The sequence below is a fragment of the Exiguobacterium alkaliphilum genome, assembly GCF_018138125.1.
GTDB lineage: Bacteria > Bacillota > Bacilli > Exiguobacteriales > Exiguobacteriaceae > Exiguobacterium > Exiguobacterium alkaliphilum.
This window is the reverse complement of the sequence record NZ_CP073101.1, coordinates 1,868,085-1,885,395: the sequence shown is the minus strand read 5'-3', so window position 1 is coordinate 1,885,395 and position 17,311 is coordinate 1,868,085. Positions and strand designations below refer to the sequence as shown.

The 17,311-nt window shown below is 52.2% G+C and carries 17 protein-coding genes and 1 tRNA gene; 9 read left to right on the top strand and 9 right to left on the bottom strand.

The genetic code is table 11. From position 1 onward, the window contains the following. Positions 1 to 34: 34 nt before the first annotated feature. A complete protein-coding gene (locus KB235_RS09750) occupies positions 35 to 1,027 on the top strand; it encodes a Gfo/Idh/MocA family protein (protein ID WP_211779547.1) in 993 nt (330 codons plus the stop codon). A gap of 39 nt (positions 1,028 to 1,066) precedes the next feature. Here KB235_RS09750 and KB235_RS09745 read toward each other — a convergent pair whose 3' ends face one another. Next, complete coding sequence (locus KB235_RS09745; protein WP_211779546.1) at positions 1,067 to 2,098, bottom strand: PTS sugar transporter subunit IIC; 1,032 nt, start codon at positions 2,096 to 2,098, stop codon at positions 1,067 to 1,069. A 254-nt stretch (positions 2,099 to 2,352) separates the two neighbouring features. On the opposite strand from KB235_RS09745, the gene KB235_RS09740 reads away from it, so the two are divergent. Both KB235_RS09740 and KB235_RS15775 read left to right on the top strand, forming a co-directional pair. Continuing rightward, positions 2,353 to 5,016: a cation-transporting P-type ATPase gene (locus KB235_RS09740; protein WP_211779545.1), complete on the top strand. Its 2,664-nt coding sequence runs from the start codon at positions 2,353 to 2,355 to the stop codon at positions 5,014 to 5,016. A 57-nt stretch (positions 5,017 to 5,073) separates the two neighbouring features. Next, positions 5,074 to 5,199 (top strand): hypothetical protein, encoded by a 126-nt coding sequence (locus KB235_RS15775; protein WP_034815346.1) that lies wholly within the window; start codon positions 5,074 to 5,076, stop codon positions 5,197 to 5,199. 42 nt (positions 5,200 to 5,241) lie between these two features. Here KB235_RS15775 and KB235_RS09735 read toward each other — a convergent pair whose 3' ends face one another. The 3 genes from KB235_RS09735 to KB235_RS09725 form a co-directional block, all read right to left on the bottom strand. Next, complete coding sequence (locus KB235_RS09735) at positions 5,242 to 5,511, bottom strand: hypothetical protein (protein ID WP_235193371.1); 270 nt, start codon at positions 5,509 to 5,511, stop codon at positions 5,242 to 5,244. A gap of 127 nt (positions 5,512 to 5,638) precedes the next feature. Continuing rightward, entirely contained in the window at positions 5,639 to 6,271 is a 633-nt protein-coding gene (locus KB235_RS09730; RefSeq protein ID WP_211779544.1) for a hypothetical protein, read from the bottom strand. An 87-nt stretch (positions 6,272 to 6,358) separates the two neighbouring features. Then, positions 6,359 to 6,715 carry a PilZ domain-containing protein gene (locus KB235_RS09725; protein WP_211779543.1) on the bottom strand — a complete coding sequence of 119 codons (357 nt, stop codon included), beginning with the start codon at positions 6,713 to 6,715 and terminating at the stop codon, positions 6,359 to 6,361. A 147-nt stretch (positions 6,716 to 6,862) separates the two neighbouring features. Between KB235_RS09725 and KB235_RS09720 the strand changes: the two genes are divergently transcribed. Further along, positions 6,863 to 7,108 (top strand): hypothetical protein, encoded by a 246-nt coding sequence (locus KB235_RS09720; RefSeq protein WP_034804670.1) that lies wholly within the window; start codon positions 6,863 to 6,865, stop codon positions 7,106 to 7,108. A 30-nt stretch (positions 7,109 to 7,138) separates the two neighbouring features. Here the strand turns inward: KB235_RS09720 and KB235_RS09715 are convergent, their stop codons facing one another. The 5 genes from KB235_RS09715 to KB235_RS09695 all read right to left on the bottom strand — a co-directional run bounded on the left by KB235_RS09715 (position 7,139) and on the right by KB235_RS09695 (position 12,175). Beyond that, positions 7,139 to 7,834, bottom strand: coding sequence for a queuosine precursor transporter (locus KB235_RS09715; protein ID WP_211779542.1), 696 nt, complete (start codon positions 7,832 to 7,834; stop codon positions 7,139 to 7,141). A gap of 524 nt (positions 7,835 to 8,358) precedes the next feature. Beyond that, positions 8,359 to 8,429: transfer RNA gene (locus tag KB235_RS09710), tRNA-Thr, on the bottom strand. Positions 8,430 to 8,522: 93 nt separating this feature from the next. Further along, complete coding sequence (locus KB235_RS09705; RefSeq protein ID WP_211779541.1) at positions 8,523 to 10,895, bottom strand: immune inhibitor A domain-containing protein; 2,373 nt, start codon at positions 10,893 to 10,895, stop codon at positions 8,523 to 8,525. Between the two features lie 137 nt (positions 10,896 to 11,032). Continuing rightward, complete coding sequence (locus KB235_RS09700; protein WP_211779540.1) at positions 11,033 to 11,824, bottom strand: class I SAM-dependent methyltransferase; 792 nt, start codon at positions 11,822 to 11,824, stop codon at positions 11,033 to 11,035. Between the two features lie 39 nt (positions 11,825 to 11,863). After that, positions 11,864 to 12,175, bottom strand: coding sequence for a hypothetical protein (locus KB235_RS09695; protein ID WP_034807168.1), 312 nt, complete (start codon positions 12,173 to 12,175; stop codon positions 11,864 to 11,866). A gap of 181 nt (positions 12,176 to 12,356) precedes the next feature. Here KB235_RS09695 and KB235_RS09690 point away from each other — a divergent pair, with 181 nt between their 5' ends. The 5 genes from KB235_RS09690 (at position 12,357) to KB235_RS09670 (ending at position 17,296) form a co-directional block, all read left to right on the top strand. Further along, on the top strand, positions 12,357 to 13,220 hold the full coding sequence (locus KB235_RS09690; RefSeq protein ID WP_211779539.1) for a cation diffusion facilitator family transporter: 864 nt from the start codon (positions 12,357 to 12,359) through the stop codon (positions 13,218 to 13,220). Between the two features lie 88 nt (positions 13,221 to 13,308). Then, positions 13,309 to 13,785, top strand: coding sequence for a GNAT family N-acetyltransferase (locus tag KB235_RS09685; RefSeq protein WP_211779538.1), 477 nt, complete (start codon positions 13,309 to 13,311; stop codon positions 13,783 to 13,785). Positions 13,786 to 13,832: 47 nt separating this feature from the next. Then, positions 13,833 to 14,819 (top strand): LacI family DNA-binding transcriptional regulator, encoded by a 987-nt coding sequence (locus KB235_RS09680; protein ID WP_211779537.1) that lies wholly within the window; start codon positions 13,833 to 13,835, stop codon positions 14,817 to 14,819. 105 nt (positions 14,820 to 14,924) lie between these two features. After that, complete coding sequence (locus KB235_RS09675) at positions 14,925 to 15,869, top strand: carbohydrate kinase family protein (RefSeq protein ID WP_211779536.1); 945 nt, start codon at positions 14,925 to 14,927, stop codon at positions 15,867 to 15,869. Further along, positions 15,866 to 17,296, top strand: a complete 1,431-nt coding sequence (locus KB235_RS09670; protein WP_211779535.1) for a sucrose-specific PTS transporter subunit IIBC — start codon at positions 15,866 to 15,868, stop codon at positions 17,294 to 17,296. Before KB235_RS09675 ends, KB235_RS09670 begins: the two co-directional genes overlap by 4 nt. Positions 17,297 to 17,311: the final 15 nt, after the last annotated feature.

Genomic DNA, 17,311 nt, shown 5'->3' with positions numbered 1-17,311 from the left:
CTATACTAAAGGATGACCGATAGGAGGAGAGTACATGATCAACACGATTTTAGTCGGATTCGGATTCTCGGCGACGACGTTTCATTTACCTTTTTTAAAGGCGTTAGACGAATATAACGTGACGGGTGTCGTCTCATCACGGCCGGACGACGTGAAGCGCGAGTTACCAGATGTGACCGTGTACGAGTCACTCGAGGCGGCACTCGAGAGTGAGGCGACACTGTTCGTCATCACGACGCCGTCGCATCTACATAACGACATGGTCGAGGCGTGTTTAAAGGCCGGGAAAGACGTCCTCGTCGAAAAACCTGCGTTCTTGAGCGTCAAGGAAGGCGAGAAGCTCCGCGACCTTGAGGCGAACAGTCGAGGCATCGTCAACGTGTTCCATAATCGCCGGACGGACGGGGACTTCTTGACAGTCAAGGCGCTACTTGAAAAGGGGGAACTCGGGGACTGGAAAGTATTCGAGTCCCGATTTGACCGTTTCCGGCCCGCCGTCCGTGACCGGTGGCGGGAGAACGCAGGGCCTGGGTCGGGTATCTTGTTCGACCTCGGCAGTCATTTGATTGACCAAGCGCTCGTCTTGTTCGGTGTTCCAGACCGGGTGCATGCGGACGTGATGATTCAACGCGACGGAGGGCAATCGGACGACGGCTTCTTCATCACGCTCCATCATGGAGAGAAGCGGGTGTACCTGCGCTCGAATCCGTTCATCGCCGGCGAGGCACCTCGTTTCGAGTTGCACGGGACAAAAGGAAGTTTCATCAAACATGGGCTCGACCCGCAAGAAGCGGCACTGCGGAACGGGAATCTGTCGCCGGACGTCCTCGAGACGGGAACGCTCAGCCAAGACGAGACGAGTGCGGTCGCGATCGAGTCTGGTCGTTACACCGACTTTTACCGGGAACTCGCGGCTAGTTTTATCGCCCGCCGTCCGCTCGTCCCGCTAAGTGACGCGCTCTTGACGACACGAGTCATCGAGCTGGCCCGTTTGTCTTCAGACGAACAACGTACAATCGATTTCTAACCAAAAAAATCGGACGTCCCGTGGGACGTCCGAATTTTTTTATGCTGCTTCTTCTGCTTCAATCGTCTTCTCGCTTTGCGAGACGATCGGGAAGTTTTTAAAGAGCTTGCTGCCGACGAGACCGGCGACGATTCCAATCCCGAAGACAATCACAGCCGTCACGGTGACGGTTTGCCAATCGTTGAACCCATACATGACGAGGAGGCCAGGGACACCTGCGGCCGAGCCCGGTGCGTTATTGACCATTCCCGTCATCGCGACGACGAGACCGGCCATGGCGCCACCGATAAAGTTGACGCTATAGATTGGAATCGGGTTGGCCGAGATGAGGTCAGCTTGCGTGAGCGGTTCGATCGCGACCGACAACTGGTCTTTTTTCGTCCCGATATTCAAGCGTTTGAACAGTAAAAAGTTCATTGAGATCGATGCTGTCAAGGCGAGCGCGGCGATGGCCATCGGCACGCCAGTCAGGCCGAGCATGGCCGTGAGTGCCATCGAACTAAGTGGTGACGTCGAGACGACCGTCACGATTCCACCGAGGACGAGCCCCATAATAATCGGATTCTGTGTTGCCGCGAGTTCGATGACCGCCCCGATTTGGGCGAGCGTGTTCGAAACGATTGGGTCGACGCCAATCGCGACGAGTCGAGCGAGCGGTGCCATGACGATGACGTAGAAGATCATGTCGACACCGGCCGGTAAGTGTCGATCCATCCGACGACCGACCAATCCGAGGATATATCCGGCGAAGAATCCCGGCAAGATCCCGAAACCAGCGACGGAAAGTCCGAGCATGAGCGCATAGACCGGGTTGATCCCAAGCGCGATGGCGACGAGTGCCGCGGCAGCCGGTCCCGAGAGCGACCCGGCGGCTTGGCCGACCTCTTCATAGAGCGGGAGAGGCAACAGCCCTCCGATCGCATAGGCGTTGAACGCCTCGACCAAGAACGTGGCGATGGCGGCCCCGGCGAGCGCCCCCATCGCTTTCATGCCGAACGGGGCCTTGTAACTGAACAATGTAAAAAGTGCGAGAATCAATAGTAACAGTGCTATCCCTTGTATGATTACCATGGTGTTGTACCTCTTTCTCTCTGTTTGTATTTCTTCTATATTTAAACATTCGATCGCTCCTGTAAAGCCAATTCATCGAACTGACATAAGAAATTCCGATGATAACGTTTCCAATCAAATGGTTGGAAAAATATAGTTGGTCAAATATGAAAATGTGCTGAAAAAAAGTGTGAAAATGTGTCAGGATGCGCCGGAGTGGGAAACATGAAGTAGAAGTAGATTTAGATAGAAGAAATTGAGGAGGAGAAGCAGAGATGGAGATCGAGAATCAAAAGTGGCACGCCCTCGAACCGGACCAGGTGAGGGAGCATCTCGAGACAGACGTCGACAACGGCCTATCAAAAGAGGAAGTGTCGAGCCGTCAAGAAAGATACGGGAAGAACGTGTTACCCGAGAAGGAGAAGACGCCAGAAATCATCAAGTTCTTACGACAGTTTAATGACGTCCTCGTCTACGTCCTTCTCGGTGCCGCCGTCGTGACCGGATTCCTCGGGGAATATATCGACACGATTGTCATCTTGCTCGTCGTGACAATCATCGCGGTCGTCGGGTATCTTCAGGAAAACAAAGCCGAACAGGCACTAGAAGGAATTAAAAAATTGCTTGAGACGAAAGCGAGCGTCATCCGTGACGGGAAACAGATTCAAGTCGATTCGAGTGACCTCGTCGTCGGCGACGTCATGGTGCTCGCGGCAGGAGATAAAGTACCTGCCGACGCCCGCGTTATCCAGGCTGAAAAATTTAAAGTGGAAGAATCCGCACTGACGGGTGAAGCGACGACGGTCGAGAAAAAGATTAAAGTCGTACCTGAAGACGCAGTGCTCGGAGACCGGAAGAACATGATCTACTCCGGGACGAGTGTGGCGACGGGTAGTGCGAAAGCACTCGTCACGTCCATCGGAGAAGGGACGGAGCTCGGTCAAATCAACGCCTCGATCGCTGAAGTCGAGACCGTGAAGACACCGCTCATCCGTCAGACGACGAAGTTCGGTCAAACGGTGTCAATCGCCATCCTCGTCATTTCCATCGCCATTTATGCGTTCGGCTATTTCTTCCGTGAATATGACCCGATCGAACTGATGCTGACGACGATCGGTCTTGCGGTCGCTGCCATCCCAGAAGGTCTTCCGGCCGTCATCTCGATTATCCTCGCGCTCGGCGTCCGCAACATGGCCGAGAAGAAAGCGATTGTACGAAGTCTGCCGTCAGTCGAAACGCTCGGTGCCGTTTCCATCATCTGTACGGATAAGACCGGGACGTTGACGAAGAATGAAATGACCGTCAAACAAGTCGTGACGGCAAACCATGATATCGAAGTGTCAGGGAGCGGGTATGCCCCGGACGGCAACCTCGAGCTTAACGGACAACCATTCGACCTCGATGATGACCCTTCGATGGTCGATTTGCTCACGGTAGGTAAGACGTGTAACGACGCCCAACTGTATCAAGAGGAAGGCAAATGGGTCGTCAACGGGGACCCGACCGAGGCGTGTTTGTTAACGCTCGCCGAGAAAGCCGAGCAACCGATCGAACGGTTGAAAGTCATCTCGAAGATTCCGTTTGACTCAGAATATAAATATATGGCCACCCTCGTCGACTATAAAGACGAGCGGATGATCTTCATCAAAGGGGCCCCGGATCGTCTGTTTGATATGGCGGAGAGTGCTGATTTCGACCGTACGTATTGGGATGAGAAACGGAAAGAGATCGCCGACCGCGGTCAGCGTGTACTCGGTGGCGGCTTCAAACGTGTCGATTCTTCAAAAGAGACGGTCGACCATGAAGACGTCGAGGACGGAGTCACGTTCCTTGGCCTGTACGGAATCGTCGATCCACCTCGCCCAGAGGCGATTGAAGCGGTCGCGGCTTGTCGTGACGCAGGGATTCGAATCAAGATGATTACCGGTGACCATAAAGACACCGCCGTCGCCATCGCCCGTGAGCTCGGGATGGAAGTCGAAGGGGCACTCGAAGGGAAAGAATTGACGAACATGTCCGACGAGGAGATTAAAGAAGCCTCGGTTCATAACGACGTCTTCGCACGCACGAGCCCGAACGACAAACTGCGTCTCGTCAAAGGGCTTCAACAGAACGGGCTCATCACGTCGATGACCGGTGACGGTGTCAATGACGCCCCGGCTCTGAAACGGGCCGATATCGGGGTTGCGATGGGGATTAAAGGGACGGAGGTCGCAAAAGAAGCGTCGCAGATGGTCCTTGTCGATGACAACTTCAAAACGATTTACAACGCCGTCCGTGAAGGGCGTCGCGTCTACGACAACTTGAAGAAGACGATTTTGTTCCTCTTACCGACGAACGGTGGACAGGCGCTCCTCGTCGCGATGAGCATTTTGCTCGGGGCTTCCGCGCCACTTAGTCCGGTTCAGATTTTATGGGTCAACATGGTCGTCGCCATCACGCTCTCGCTCGCGATCGCTTTCGAGCCGCTTGAGGAGAGCACGATGAAACGCCCACCGCGCCCGGCGAACGTTCCGCTCTTGAGTAAGTATTACGTCTTCCGAATCATTTTCGTCTCGATTTTAATTGGGGGAGGGAGCCTCGCTATCAACTATTTACTCGCCGACTATGATTTCTCGACGGCGAAGTTGCAGACGATTACGCTCAACACGATCGTCATGGCCCAGTTGTTCCACTTGTACAACTGTCGGACGGAACTCGCGCCAGCGTTCAATCGCCATTTCTTCGATAACAAGATTGCGTTTCTCGTCTCTGGCCTGTTGATCGCGCTTCAACTGTTCATCACGTATGTGCCGTTCATGCATACGTTGTTCGGAACAGCCGCGCTCGAGCTTAGTGACTGGTTCTTCCCCGTCGTCTTCGGGTTCATCGTCTTTGTCATCGTTGAAATCGAGAAAGCCATCTCGCGTCGCGTGATTGGCAACAAAAACATTCACTGACGTTTCAGAAGTCTGACGCGGTGGAAAGAATGAATTATCGCAAAGGAGGGTTGCTTGATGAAACGTGACGAATCTCAGCCAGGGGTCCATCCAGACCCGGAGCCAGACGAACAATCCGATCCAGCTAAAAAACCGGCGCCGACCCAACATCCTGACCCGGACCCGGAAGAAGATAACGAATAACAAAAAGGAGAGGACCTTCGATCAGGTCCTCTCCTTTTGCGTTCATTTTTTCTTGACAGCCTTGAACTCATTCATGCGGTCAAACTCTTTTTCGTTGAAGTACTCGACGATAACGAAGTCACCGACCGGGCATTCCCAACGGTCTTTGGCGACTTGGCACTCCTTTAAGCTGACGTTCTCTTCATACATGTCGAGTTCGAGCATGTCTTTTAAAAATTGGTCGACCTTTTTCTCAGGCACTTTATGGTATTCGCTGAGGATGACTTCCTCTTGCTTGTCGTTCGTATGTGTCATGACTTTAAAATAACGCATCGTTTCATTCCCACTTTCTCTTGCACTTTTCTAAGTGCTTTTGTCTCAACGTCCATCATACCTTAATCAAACAACAGAAGAAACACGGACGCCCTATAACGTAATCTACGCGTCGGGCGTCCGTGTCTTATGCGTGCCGGGGGCGCCTTGTTGGCGCTTCGTTGAACGGCTGCTTATGGCGAATGATGAGCCAAAACAACAACCCGAATAGCGGGATGTAAGGGAGTGGCCAGAGGCTCATCTTGTATCGCTTCGCGTCACGGTTCATGAGCGTGATTTGAATGAAGGCAAGTAAGAAAAAGTCAACTGTCATCGTCCGGACGAACTGATTTTGTTCCACGTATGTCCAGTATGTCTTCACATCACCGGTCGTCGCGGCTGCGATGAATAACCCGATCGTCACGGCGAGCAAGACGACGCCGAGGATTCGTGTCGGAAGCGGCTTGATTGGTGTCGGATAAGGCGACTGCCGGGCGAAGGCCAAGTAAGGCGCGATGATAAAACCACCGACGACGAAGCCGGTCGCTGCCGGTAAGAGCGGGTTTGGACGTAATTGATTGACCTCTGACCACATAAGTGGGAATAAAGCGAGCGGATACACGCCCAAAATACTGAATAAGGATAAGGAATACCCTTCGTAAACGTCCGTGTTATACGTCAGAAAATCGAGCAAGAACCTGCTCGAGAACGGTTCGTTCGGTCCGAGGACGGCGATGGCAATCGCCACGCCCCAAGGAATCAATAAAAACTTTCTCGTCATGCCAACACCTCACGTCTAATCCTGTTTCAACTAGTATACCCCGTTTTCAAAGAACGAAAAATGAGAAAGTGTCGATTTGACACTCTCTCATTGGTTTTCGCGTGCATAGGATTTAATCATCGTCACGAGCTGTTGCGCTTCTTCGTCACTCGATTCAAGCATAATGCCGTAATCATACAGGCTGCCCATTTGACTGCGGTGCCGGACATGGCCCGTCACTTCGATTGCTTGTAGCATCGGGACGAGGTCGAGGGTGACGGTCACTTTCAACCCTTCAGACAAAGGGAAGAGGTAGTCACAACGCAATTTCATACCGTGGGAGCTGATGTTCAACAACATCGCTTCGCCGTCATGCAATTCTTTGTCTTCCCATACGAGGCGGTACGGGATAAAACGAGGATTTGGTAGGATGTAGCGAAAAGTCTCTTGGCGTCGATAACGCATCAATTCACCTCATTTCTCTACTCCATGTATCGGCTGAACCAACCAAAAGTTGAAGGGTAGGGGCGACAATTTCCGGGAGGCACGGTTTACAGAAACGCAACGAGTTTCTATAATTGAGGCAAGGATTGGGTCGAAGGAGGGAATCGTGTGAACGTCAAGGAGTTACTGACACGTTACTCGATCGACGAGCCCGTCGTTTATGTGAAAAAACGCGGGGAGTGGGTCAAGATGGAACGCTTGCCACCTTACACCATACTCGAGGTCAGCACGACCGAAGATACCATTGAAGCACTCGCCATCGACGCCTACGTTGCGCTCGCCGTCTGTCGAGAGACGTCTACCGTCGAAGATGCAAGACCATATGCAGTCCGACTCAAGATTCGGGCAAAATAAAACGCCACGACTTCTTCGTGGCGTTTTTCATTATGCTGCCTTTTCGGCTTCGTCTTCTTGCGGCTTTGTCCGTTTCGCGTAATACATGAACGGTGTGGCCATCCAGGCAATGACGAACTTTGCGACGTATGTCGTGATAAAAATATTCCACCAGATGCCCCATTCCATGCCCCAAAAGGCGATTGTACAGAACGTGAGCGTATCGATGAACTGTGACACGACGGTCGAACCGGTCGTCCGGAGCCATAGTTTTTTCTCACCGGTCTTCGCGCGAATCTTCGAGTAGATGAAGACGTCGAACAGCTGCGAGACGAGATACGCGGCAAGACTACCGAGCGTGATGAGCGGGAGCATCGAGAACAACGCCTCGAAACTCTCATGCATGAAGAGCGCTTCTTCGAACGGTTCATAAAGCAAGGCGAACTGCATGAGCACCGTCGAGACGATCAAGATGAAGAAACCGAGCCAGACGCCTTTACGCGCCGTATGACGACCGTATTTCTCGTTCAAGATATCTGTCGCTAAATAAAGGGAACCGTAGACGATATTCCCGAGTGTGAAGATGAAACCGCCGATTACAATCTGCTGCGTCACTTGGATGTTGGCGACGATCGAGGCCATCGCGATCCAGGCGAACAGCCCGACACGTCCGAACAGCTTATAGCTGAGGACGAGCAGGCCGAGCGTGAGCAAGGCAGAAGGAATCCATAACCATTCATTAAGCATTGGGACGTTGCTCCTTCCGAATCAATAGGTACTTTTAACTTTTCAAGTTTATAGAGGAACGGAAACCGTGTCAAGACAGTTTCCATGACTGAATGGAAAAGCTCTCACCCGAGTTTTGGATGAGAGCGATTCATCTGATTGGGATGTGGTCATACACCACTCAGATTGATAGCGATACCCTTCATAATTGATGACAGGTAATTCAGTTGAGTACGGGCATCTAAGCGTCCTCCGGGGCGTTTTTTGTCGTCTATCAAAGTTACACTCCTGGCTACGATTCAATATGTGACCTCAAGTCACAAAGAGGTCACGCATGAGTAAATCACGATGTCGCTTTAAACCAGAAGACTGATAGGCTATGGCATCGATGGACGGATAATCTGTCAGAGATATCTGATTTATTCAAATCAATCAAAATCGTCTGATAAACCGCTTTTGGGCACAAACTGTGCACGAATAAACAAAAGCACCTCCTGTCATAAACAGGAAGTGCTCTGGACCGCTTGGTTGAGCGGTGTTTTTGATGCCTCCGACGAGAATCGAACTCGTGCTGCAGCATTACCATTGCTGAGGTCTGCCACTAACCTACAGAGGCGTTACACGTATTATGTTACACAGTTCATTCAGCAATTTCAAGCTTTTTTAGAATAATAAGACCCCGCGTCCATTTCGGCGCGGGGCAGGGTCGTTATTGTTTGCGAATCCAAACGGCACCGGCCGAGTTGTCTTTCGCTTCGCCGACGACGTCGACGACGAGACCGTACTTAGGCAATTTCTTACCTGCGTCCGGGATGAGCGAGTTGATATACGTGTTGGCGTCATTGAATTGTTTCACGCCAGGTTGTGCTTTGTAGTCGTAGATGCCACGGCTCGGTGAGTTGATATACCATGGAATCGTCTTGTCGAGACTGAACGCCGCGTCCGCGATTTGGTAACGCGTGCTGCCTGCGACCGTGTCTTTGCCGTTCAACTTCCCAATCAATGCTTCAGGGTGCGAATCGACGACACCGATGAAGCCTTCGCCAGGGTGGACACCGACCCAGTTGTCTGAGAACGAATCGTCTCCATACCAGACGACGAGACCTGTATTGTATTTGACGCCACGGCCGTTTAAGAGACCCGTATCAGCGCCGGCATGGTTACGCCACTCCAAGTAGTAGTAGTGCGGCTTCTCATCCCAACCGTCCGACTTAACGAAACCGTTCAACTTGACCGCTTCCGCGCCTTCTGCGTCGTCAGAGAACAATGTTGCACCGCCCGACGTGATCGAGACGTTGTCGAGTGCGAAGCCTTCAAGCGCAAGGCCACCGTCAGTCACGTATTCGAAGACAATCGAGACGTCTTGTCCGGCGAATTGTGACAAGTCGTATGACTTACGGACCCATTCACCGTTCGTCGATTCTGCATCGTTACCTGTGTTGTCGTCACCGTAAACGTCGAGGACGACTTCTTTACCGCCGCTAAGCGCTTTGACATAGAGATAGTCATAATCGTATTCAATTTCAAAACGTGTATCGAAGGCAAGTTGCCCGTCAGCTCCGAGTTTCACGCTTGGGATTGCCAATTCCGTATGCAAGTTGTCGCCTTTAGTCGAGTAGTAGTAATACTTCCCGAACTTCGGCTCGATACCTTTAACCTTTTTATCTGGCAAGTTGATTTTCACGATGCCAGGGTTGTTCGATTTCGTCACTGATTGGTCGATTTGAGAGACGAAACCTTGCGCGTTAATATCATCGAGTTCGACTTCCGTGATGTTGGCCCAGTTGCCACCCATCAACTTTTGGAAATACTCTTTGTTTTGTGGAGAGAAGCTTGTCGGTTCAGTACCGGCGATCTTCCCGGCCCAGCTACCGCCACTCATGATTGACCATGATTGGACCGGTTCGCCTTGACCTGTGTATTGCGTGTCATACTCATCTGGGAGCCCGAGGTCGTGACCGTATTCGTGCGCGAAGACGCCGACTGCACCGTCTTCTGGTTGAATCGTGTAGTCGAACGCGGCCACTTGTCCGCCCCAATACGGGACAGCTGCCTCTGTACCGGCGATGCGATACGGACTGTTGCCGACGACCCAACGGTGTGACCAGACTGCGTCGTCACCGAGCACACCGCCACCTGCTTCTTGGCCGGTACCCGCGTGAATGATCATCAAGTGGTCGACTAAGCCGTCCGGCTCGTTGAAGTTGCCGTCACCGTCAAGGTCATATAGATCATATTGGTCGAACTCAGCCAAGTTCATGCCGCTCTTCACAGCCGCGTTCAACGCGTCTTTGACAAGTTGACGTGGTCCTGGCCCGGCGTTGTCATGTCCGCCTGTCGGACGGTCGGCGCCGTAGTCTTTCGCCGTACCCGGGACGGTCAACCATTCTGAGACCGTTCCATCGACAGTGTAGCTGCCGCCTGATTGTTCTTCATAATACTGTTTGAACGTCTGGACTTTATCACCATTGAACAGTTCGAATGACTCGTCGCCGAACATATACTGTTCATAGTGTTCTTTACTGAAATTGTCACTATATAGATAGCCTTCCTCTTGGACGACGTTGTTATGTTTGAAGTCGCTATACTCGACGAGTAAGACGAGTACTTTGTCTTCGCGCACAGCGCCGTTATAGCCAGCCTGTTTCGCCGGGTCGACTTTGACTTGACCGTTCGGCTTGCCTTTACGATAGTTCGCTTGTCCCTTTTTCGCTTTGTCGAGGAGACGGTTCGATTCTTTTTCGAACTGGTTATGTATCTTCTCTTTGGCAGCGGCTGCTTTGTCATTCAAGTCATGCTTATGCGGGTCTTGCGCCGCACCTTGCTTCTTGGCGATATATGCCTCGACCGCTTTCGTGCGTTCTGAAGCCGATAAGCCTTTCTTGATGACGCCACGATTCTCAAGTGCTTTGGCGAGACGTTCCTCATCGATGATGTGATGATCGAACGGGGCGTGTTCGCTAGCCGACGGTAAGGCCGGTGCGACATTTGTTGGTCCTGCAGCGACCGGGATGGCGCTGACCGTCATCGCTGACGTCAGGACGGCCGCGAGTGTCGTGCGGCGGATGGAACGATTTTTCATCTGGACTAACCTCCTGTGTAAATAATGGGAAATTGTGTGAGCTTAGGGTAAACATTAGACTTGTGTCTGATTAATGTCAATATTCAGAAAATGGGTAGCGAAAAAAAGAGACTTTCGTCCCATTTGGGCAATAAGCCCTAAAGGATGTCTGTCTCCATGTCGATATATCCGTAATGCAGTTTTGACGTCTTTCGGATAATCCTCGTAAAACCGTACTCGTTGAACCATTCACTCTCAAAATGCGCTTTTAGGACGATTCGTTTTTTGGCGACACGCCGCGCTTCTCGAATGAGTTCGTCTGTTAGCGGGGCGGTGTTCGCGAGTGAACGTAACGGGTTCAAATGAACCGATTCTGAAATCGTCTTCTCGAACATCGGATCGAAGTAGACGACGTCAAACGAGTCATCGGGACATGTCTTCAAATAGGCGAGGGCGTCTGCATGCATGACCTCGATTCGGCGCATCGCCTGATTGATGGCATCCTCTTTCTCGACCCAGACGCTGAGTCCTTCCTTGACGAGCATCGCCGTCACGAACTCACTTTCGAGTCCGGTGAGGCGACCGTCTGGTCCGATGGCATGGCTCATGACGATTGAGTCGGAACCGAGGCCGAGCGTACAGTCGAGGACACGGTCGCCGTTTTTGAGCTTGGCCGTGTCGACGAGCGGGTCGGGTCCGCCGCGTAGCAATTGTTTAATACGGAAGACCGAGCTGGAAGGATGAAAAAAGAACGGTTCGGTCGTCCCGAGCGACGTATATTCGACGCGCCGCTTATCAAAAACGAGGACGCCTTTCTCATAACGATTCATCAGCGCCTCGATCGATTGTTTCTTCCGCTCGACGAAACGCGCACCGTACTCTGTGGCGTGGCGTGTAGCGTGTTCACGTACCGAATCGGTCGGTCGCAGGCAAGTCGTGACAATATACATAAAAACGCTCCTTCATGAAAAAGAGACGCGGGTCGCGTCTCACTTTTTCTTGCTGAGTAGATCAGACAATTCGTCAATGAGTGCTTTGTGCGTCGCCAATTCTTTTTTCTTTTCATCGTTCGGATTGATTGGACGTTTCGAGCGGCTTTGAAGTGCCTCGAGCGTCTCGTCAATTGATGATTTGAGCGTGTCACGGTCTTCAGGTTTGAGTGACACTTCCTGCGGGTTTTCACCACTCGCATCGAGTTCACGTAGACGTGCCATCAATTGCTTCGCCTCACGATTCAAATCCGACAACAATCTGTCAATTTGTTCCAGTCTTAATTTAATCCCATCACGTTCTGTAAACATATGTTTCACCTCTTTTGCGTTGTAACCACAAGGGTCTCTTCTTGTTTACTTTACCATATTTTTCGTAAGACGAAACTACCGGGAATATATTCCATTTATTTTGCGAATGGGAAACAATGTTTCTCTATACCCACTCAAACCCCAGCTGATATACTAACTAGGCTAAAAGGGAGGTGGGCGGATGGGCACAACGAATCATCCACCAAAAGCGCTTAAAGGCGCGATTTTATCGATTACGACGTATTTAATTCTATCTATATTAAAAGTCGTCTTCGGAATCATTTATAACTCAGAGGCCGTCCTTGCGGACGGTTTCAACAACACGACGGATATTATCGCCTCAATCGCCGTCTATATCGGGATTCGGATTGCGGCGTTGCCTCATGACGCCGAACATAAATATGGCCATGCCAAGATGGAGACGCTCGCCGCACTCGTCGCTTCGCTCATCATGGTCGCCGTCGGGGTGTTCGTCCTACTGAACAGTGTCGCGAACTTGCTTCGGGGGGAATACATTGAGCCGAACCCGCTCGCAGCGGTCGTTGCCTTTATCAGTGCGCTCGTCATGTTCGGTGTGTATGCGTACAACTCGAGCTTGGCTAAAAAGACGCGCTCGCTTGCCTTGAAGGCCGCCGCGAAAGACAATCTCGCCGACGCGATGATCTCAATCGGGGCGACGCTCGGTGTTTTGTTCGCATACTTCAAACTGCCATGGATGGACACGGTGCTCGCCGTCTTGATTGCCGGGATGATTATCCGCACGGCCATTCAAATCTTCTTAGATGCGACGCATCAACTGTCGGACGGGTTCCCCCCGGACCTCGTGAACGCGTACGAGGAGACGATTGGCGAGTTCGAATCGGTGAAGGAAGTGCGTGAAATCAAGGGTCGGCATCTCGGGAACCATGTTATGCTCGACGTCACCATTGCGGTTGATGGAGAGTTGACGGTTGACGAGGCGCATGACCTTTGCGATGAGATTGAAAGAAAACTCGATGAGCGGCATGCCGTCGATTCGGTTCATATTCACATTGAACCTGCTTGACGTTTCGGTTATCTTTTGCGAATCAAGTCGCAGTTCGTATATAATGAGTGTGGAAAGAATACGGAATAACTGTTAAGGAGGGCACGGGATGGACATCGTGCGTCAACCTATTCGTCAAATTGATGAGATTGAATATGAACATTTTCAGAAATATGGGCAGAGCTCATACGGCATTTCAGCTGAGGAGCTGAAAGGCATCTTTGAAGAGATGGGCACCGAACATGTCTATTCTGCCGTTGACCATAGCTACGGGGAAGATTTTTATTTTGATATCCTCGTTGATGGAAAGATCGTAGGAAAAGTACTTTTGCTCAAGCTCGCACGTGTGTATCAGCTCGATTTGATGGTGTTCGACCCATACAAAGGCAAAGGCTATGCGACGGAAGGGTTACGTCTCGCGCTCGAACAGTCAGATTTGAAAGACGGACATACCGTCCGTGCCGGGATCCCGCCGACGAGCCCGCATCAAGAAGCGATGCGCCGCGTGCTCGAGAAGAACGGGTTCGAGAAACGGAACGGACTCTATTATTTGAACTTTAAGAAACGATATGTAGTAAACCATTAAACTGACGGCGTTTGACGCGTCAGTTTTTTCGTATGGGGGTTTTGAAGATGAGACAAGTAACGATCAACGACATCGCCAAGCTAGCAGGCGTCGCAAAGAGTACGGTCTCGCGTTATTTAAACGGAGGCTCGGTCGGACAGGCGACAAGGGAGAAGATTGAGCGGGTCATTCAAGAGACGAACTACGAACCGAACCAGTTCGCGCAAAGTTTGAAATCGAAACAGACGAAGATGATTGGCGTCATCGTGCCGCGTCTTGACTCGTACGCCGCCTCTCGCACGATGATGGGGATCGACGAGCGGTTGACCGAACGCGGCTATCAAATGCTCGTCGTGAACACGGCTCAACAGACCGAGCGCGAGATCGAGCAATTGTACAACTTGGCAAAACAGAAAGTCGCCGGCATTATCTGGCTCGGGACGACGGTGACCCCACGTCATTTACATGCGATCGAGGCGATTCAAATTCCGGTACTGTTAATCGGTCAGGAACATGCGACAGTGCATAGTCTCGTTTATCCTGACTATGAGGCGGCATACGCACTCGGTAAGCAGTTCATGGACTGGGGCCATCGGGACGTTATCTACGTAGGTGTCGAGGAGTATGATATCGCCGTCGGCCAAGCGAGACGCGACGGATTTTTACGTGCCTTTAGCGAATCGGGCGCGAGCGTCAAGACGTATACGACGACGTTCAAGATTGAGGATGCGATTCCGATTGGGGCACAAATCGGTCATGAGCAAGCGGCGTCACTCGTTGTCTGTGCGACCGATAATATCGCCCTCGGTGTATTGAAAGGGCTCGCCAACAGCGGCAAGACCGTACCGAATGACGTCTCGGTGAGCGGATTTGGTGGCTATGATTTCACCGAGGTATTGCATCCGTCCCTGACGACAGTACACCTTCCATATCGCAGGACGGGAGCGAAAGCGGCTGACATGATTCTCCAGTTGTTAACAGGTGATGTCATCGCAATGAAAACGTTCACAAATTTCGAGATAAAACTGCGCGAAAGCGTTGACATTTTTAATTAAATGGATTACATTTGTGTTGCGGAACCGGTTCCGCAACATTTTTTATCTTACTTTGGAACCGGTTCGATAAATGAACGATGACAGAAGGATTATGGAGGTGGACGGATGAATACCGTACATTGCATTGGTGAACTATTGATTGACTGGGTGTGCGAGGACGCGTCGAGCGACCTCGTCAACGGCACGACTTTCGTCAAAAAAGCGGGCGGTGCGCCGGCGAACGTGGCGGCCGTCGTCAGTAAGCACGGGGGCGCATCGAGCTTCCTCGGACAAGTCGGGGCGGACCCGTTCGGACAGTTCTTGAAAGAGACGCTCCAAACGAACGGTGTCGGCACGGACAATTTGGTCGAAGCAGGCGACACGACGTTCGCGTTCGTCTCGATTCAAGCGGACGGGGAGCGTGACTTCACGTTCCGACGCGGCAGTGACGGCGATTATGCGTTCGACGCGATCGACTTATCTCAGTTCAAGTCAGGGGATATCGTCCATTTCGGTTCGGCGACGGCACTCCTTGACGGTGAATTGAAGAACGCCTACTTCAAGTTGCTGCAATTCGCGAAACGCGATGGGCTGTTCGTTTCGTTCGACCCGAACTATCGCGACGCACTCGTGACGGACCTCGAGGCGTTCAAACAAGACTCGCTCCACTTCATCGCTGAGGCCGACTTCGTCAAATTGAGCGAAGAAGAAGCGCACTTGTTGACCGGAGCCGAGACGCTCGACGAGGCGGTCGACGCACTACTCAAACTCGGCGCAAGCCGTGTCGCCATCACGCTCGGTTCACGCGGCACATTGATTGCGACGAGTCAGTTACGTGACATCATCCCGTCGGTGAAAATTGAAAGCGTTGACTCGACGGGGGCCGGTGACGCATTCGTCGGCGCGTACTTGTATCGTCTCGCCACGCTCGGCGTCGATGATATGCGTTTACAGAAGGATATCGAATATGCGAACGTGACCGGCGCCTTGACATGCACCGCTTACGGCGCGATTCCAGCCATACCATCACCACAACGTGTTCAACAACTGTTAGGAGGGAAACCTGAATGAACTACAGACAAGAAGCAGAAGCGATTTTAGAGGCGCTCGGCGGCAAAGACAACGTCGCCGCAGCGGCCCACTGTGCCACCCGGCTCCGCCTCGTCTTGAACGATGAGTCGAAAGTTGATGAGAAGAAACTTGACGCGTTAGACGTCGTCAAAGGGACGTTCTCGACGGGCGGACAGTATCAAATCATCATCGGGACAGGAACGGTCAATAAAATCTACGCCGAGTTTACCCAATTGACAGGACTCGGCGACATGTCGACGAGCGACGTCAAGTCGGCGAGCGCGAAGAAAGGCAACCCGCTCCAACAGTTCGTGAAGATGCTATCTGATATTTTCGTACCGATCATCCCGGCCATCGTCGCCGGTGGTCTCTTGATGGGGATCAATAACTTGCTCACAGCACCGGACTTGTTCTTCGACGGCAGTTCGCTCATCGACCAGTACCCTGGCATCGCCGACCTCGCCGCAATGATCAATACGTTCGCCAACGCCGCCTTCGTCTTCCTGCCCGTCCTAATCGGATTCTCCGCGGCCAAGCGGTTCGGGGGCAACCCGTATCTCGGTGCCGCGCTCGGGATGATCATGGTTCACCCGGATCTCGTCAACGCCTACGCGCAAGCGACAGTCGGCGATATCCCGGTCTGGAACATCCTTGGATTTGAAATCGAGAAGCTCGGTTACCAAGGTCAAGTGTTACCGGTACTCGTATCGGCTTATATCTTATCGAAGCTTGAAATCAACATTCGTAAATTTATGCCGGCCTCACTCGACATCCTGCTCACACCGCTTCTCTCGCTCCTCTTTACAGCGTTCATTACGTTCGCCTTTGTCGGACCAATCACGCGTGAAGCAGGGAACTTGATTATCGATGGTCTCGTTTGGACGTACGACTCACTCGGCTTCTTAGGCGGTCTCGTCATGGGTCTCTTGTACGCACCGATCGTCATCACAGGGATGCACCACAGCTTCATCGCCATTGAGACGCAACTTCTCGCCGATATCGCACGGACGGGCGGGTCATTCATCTTCCCGATCGCTGCGATGTCAAACGTCGCCCAAGGCGCGGCTACACTCGCTGTCTTCTTCTTGACACGTGAGAAGAAAATGAAAGGTGTCGCTTCTGCGTCAGGTATCTCGGCACTTCTAGGGATCACCGAACCAGCCATGTTCGGGGTCAACTTGAAACTCCGCTACCCGTTCATCGCCGCCATCATCGGTTCAGGAATCGCCTCGGCGTTCATCGTCGGTCGTGAAGTCCTCGCTGTCGCACTCGGTGCGGCTGGTCTTCCGGGGATCATCTCGATCGCACCGGCATCAATCGTATCGTATATCATCGGCATGGCGATCTCGTTCGCTGTCGCCTTCAGCTTGACGTTCGTCCTCGCGAAGCGCCAGGCGAAAAAAGACGCGGTCAAACAAGCCGCATAAAACAAAGGAGTGATT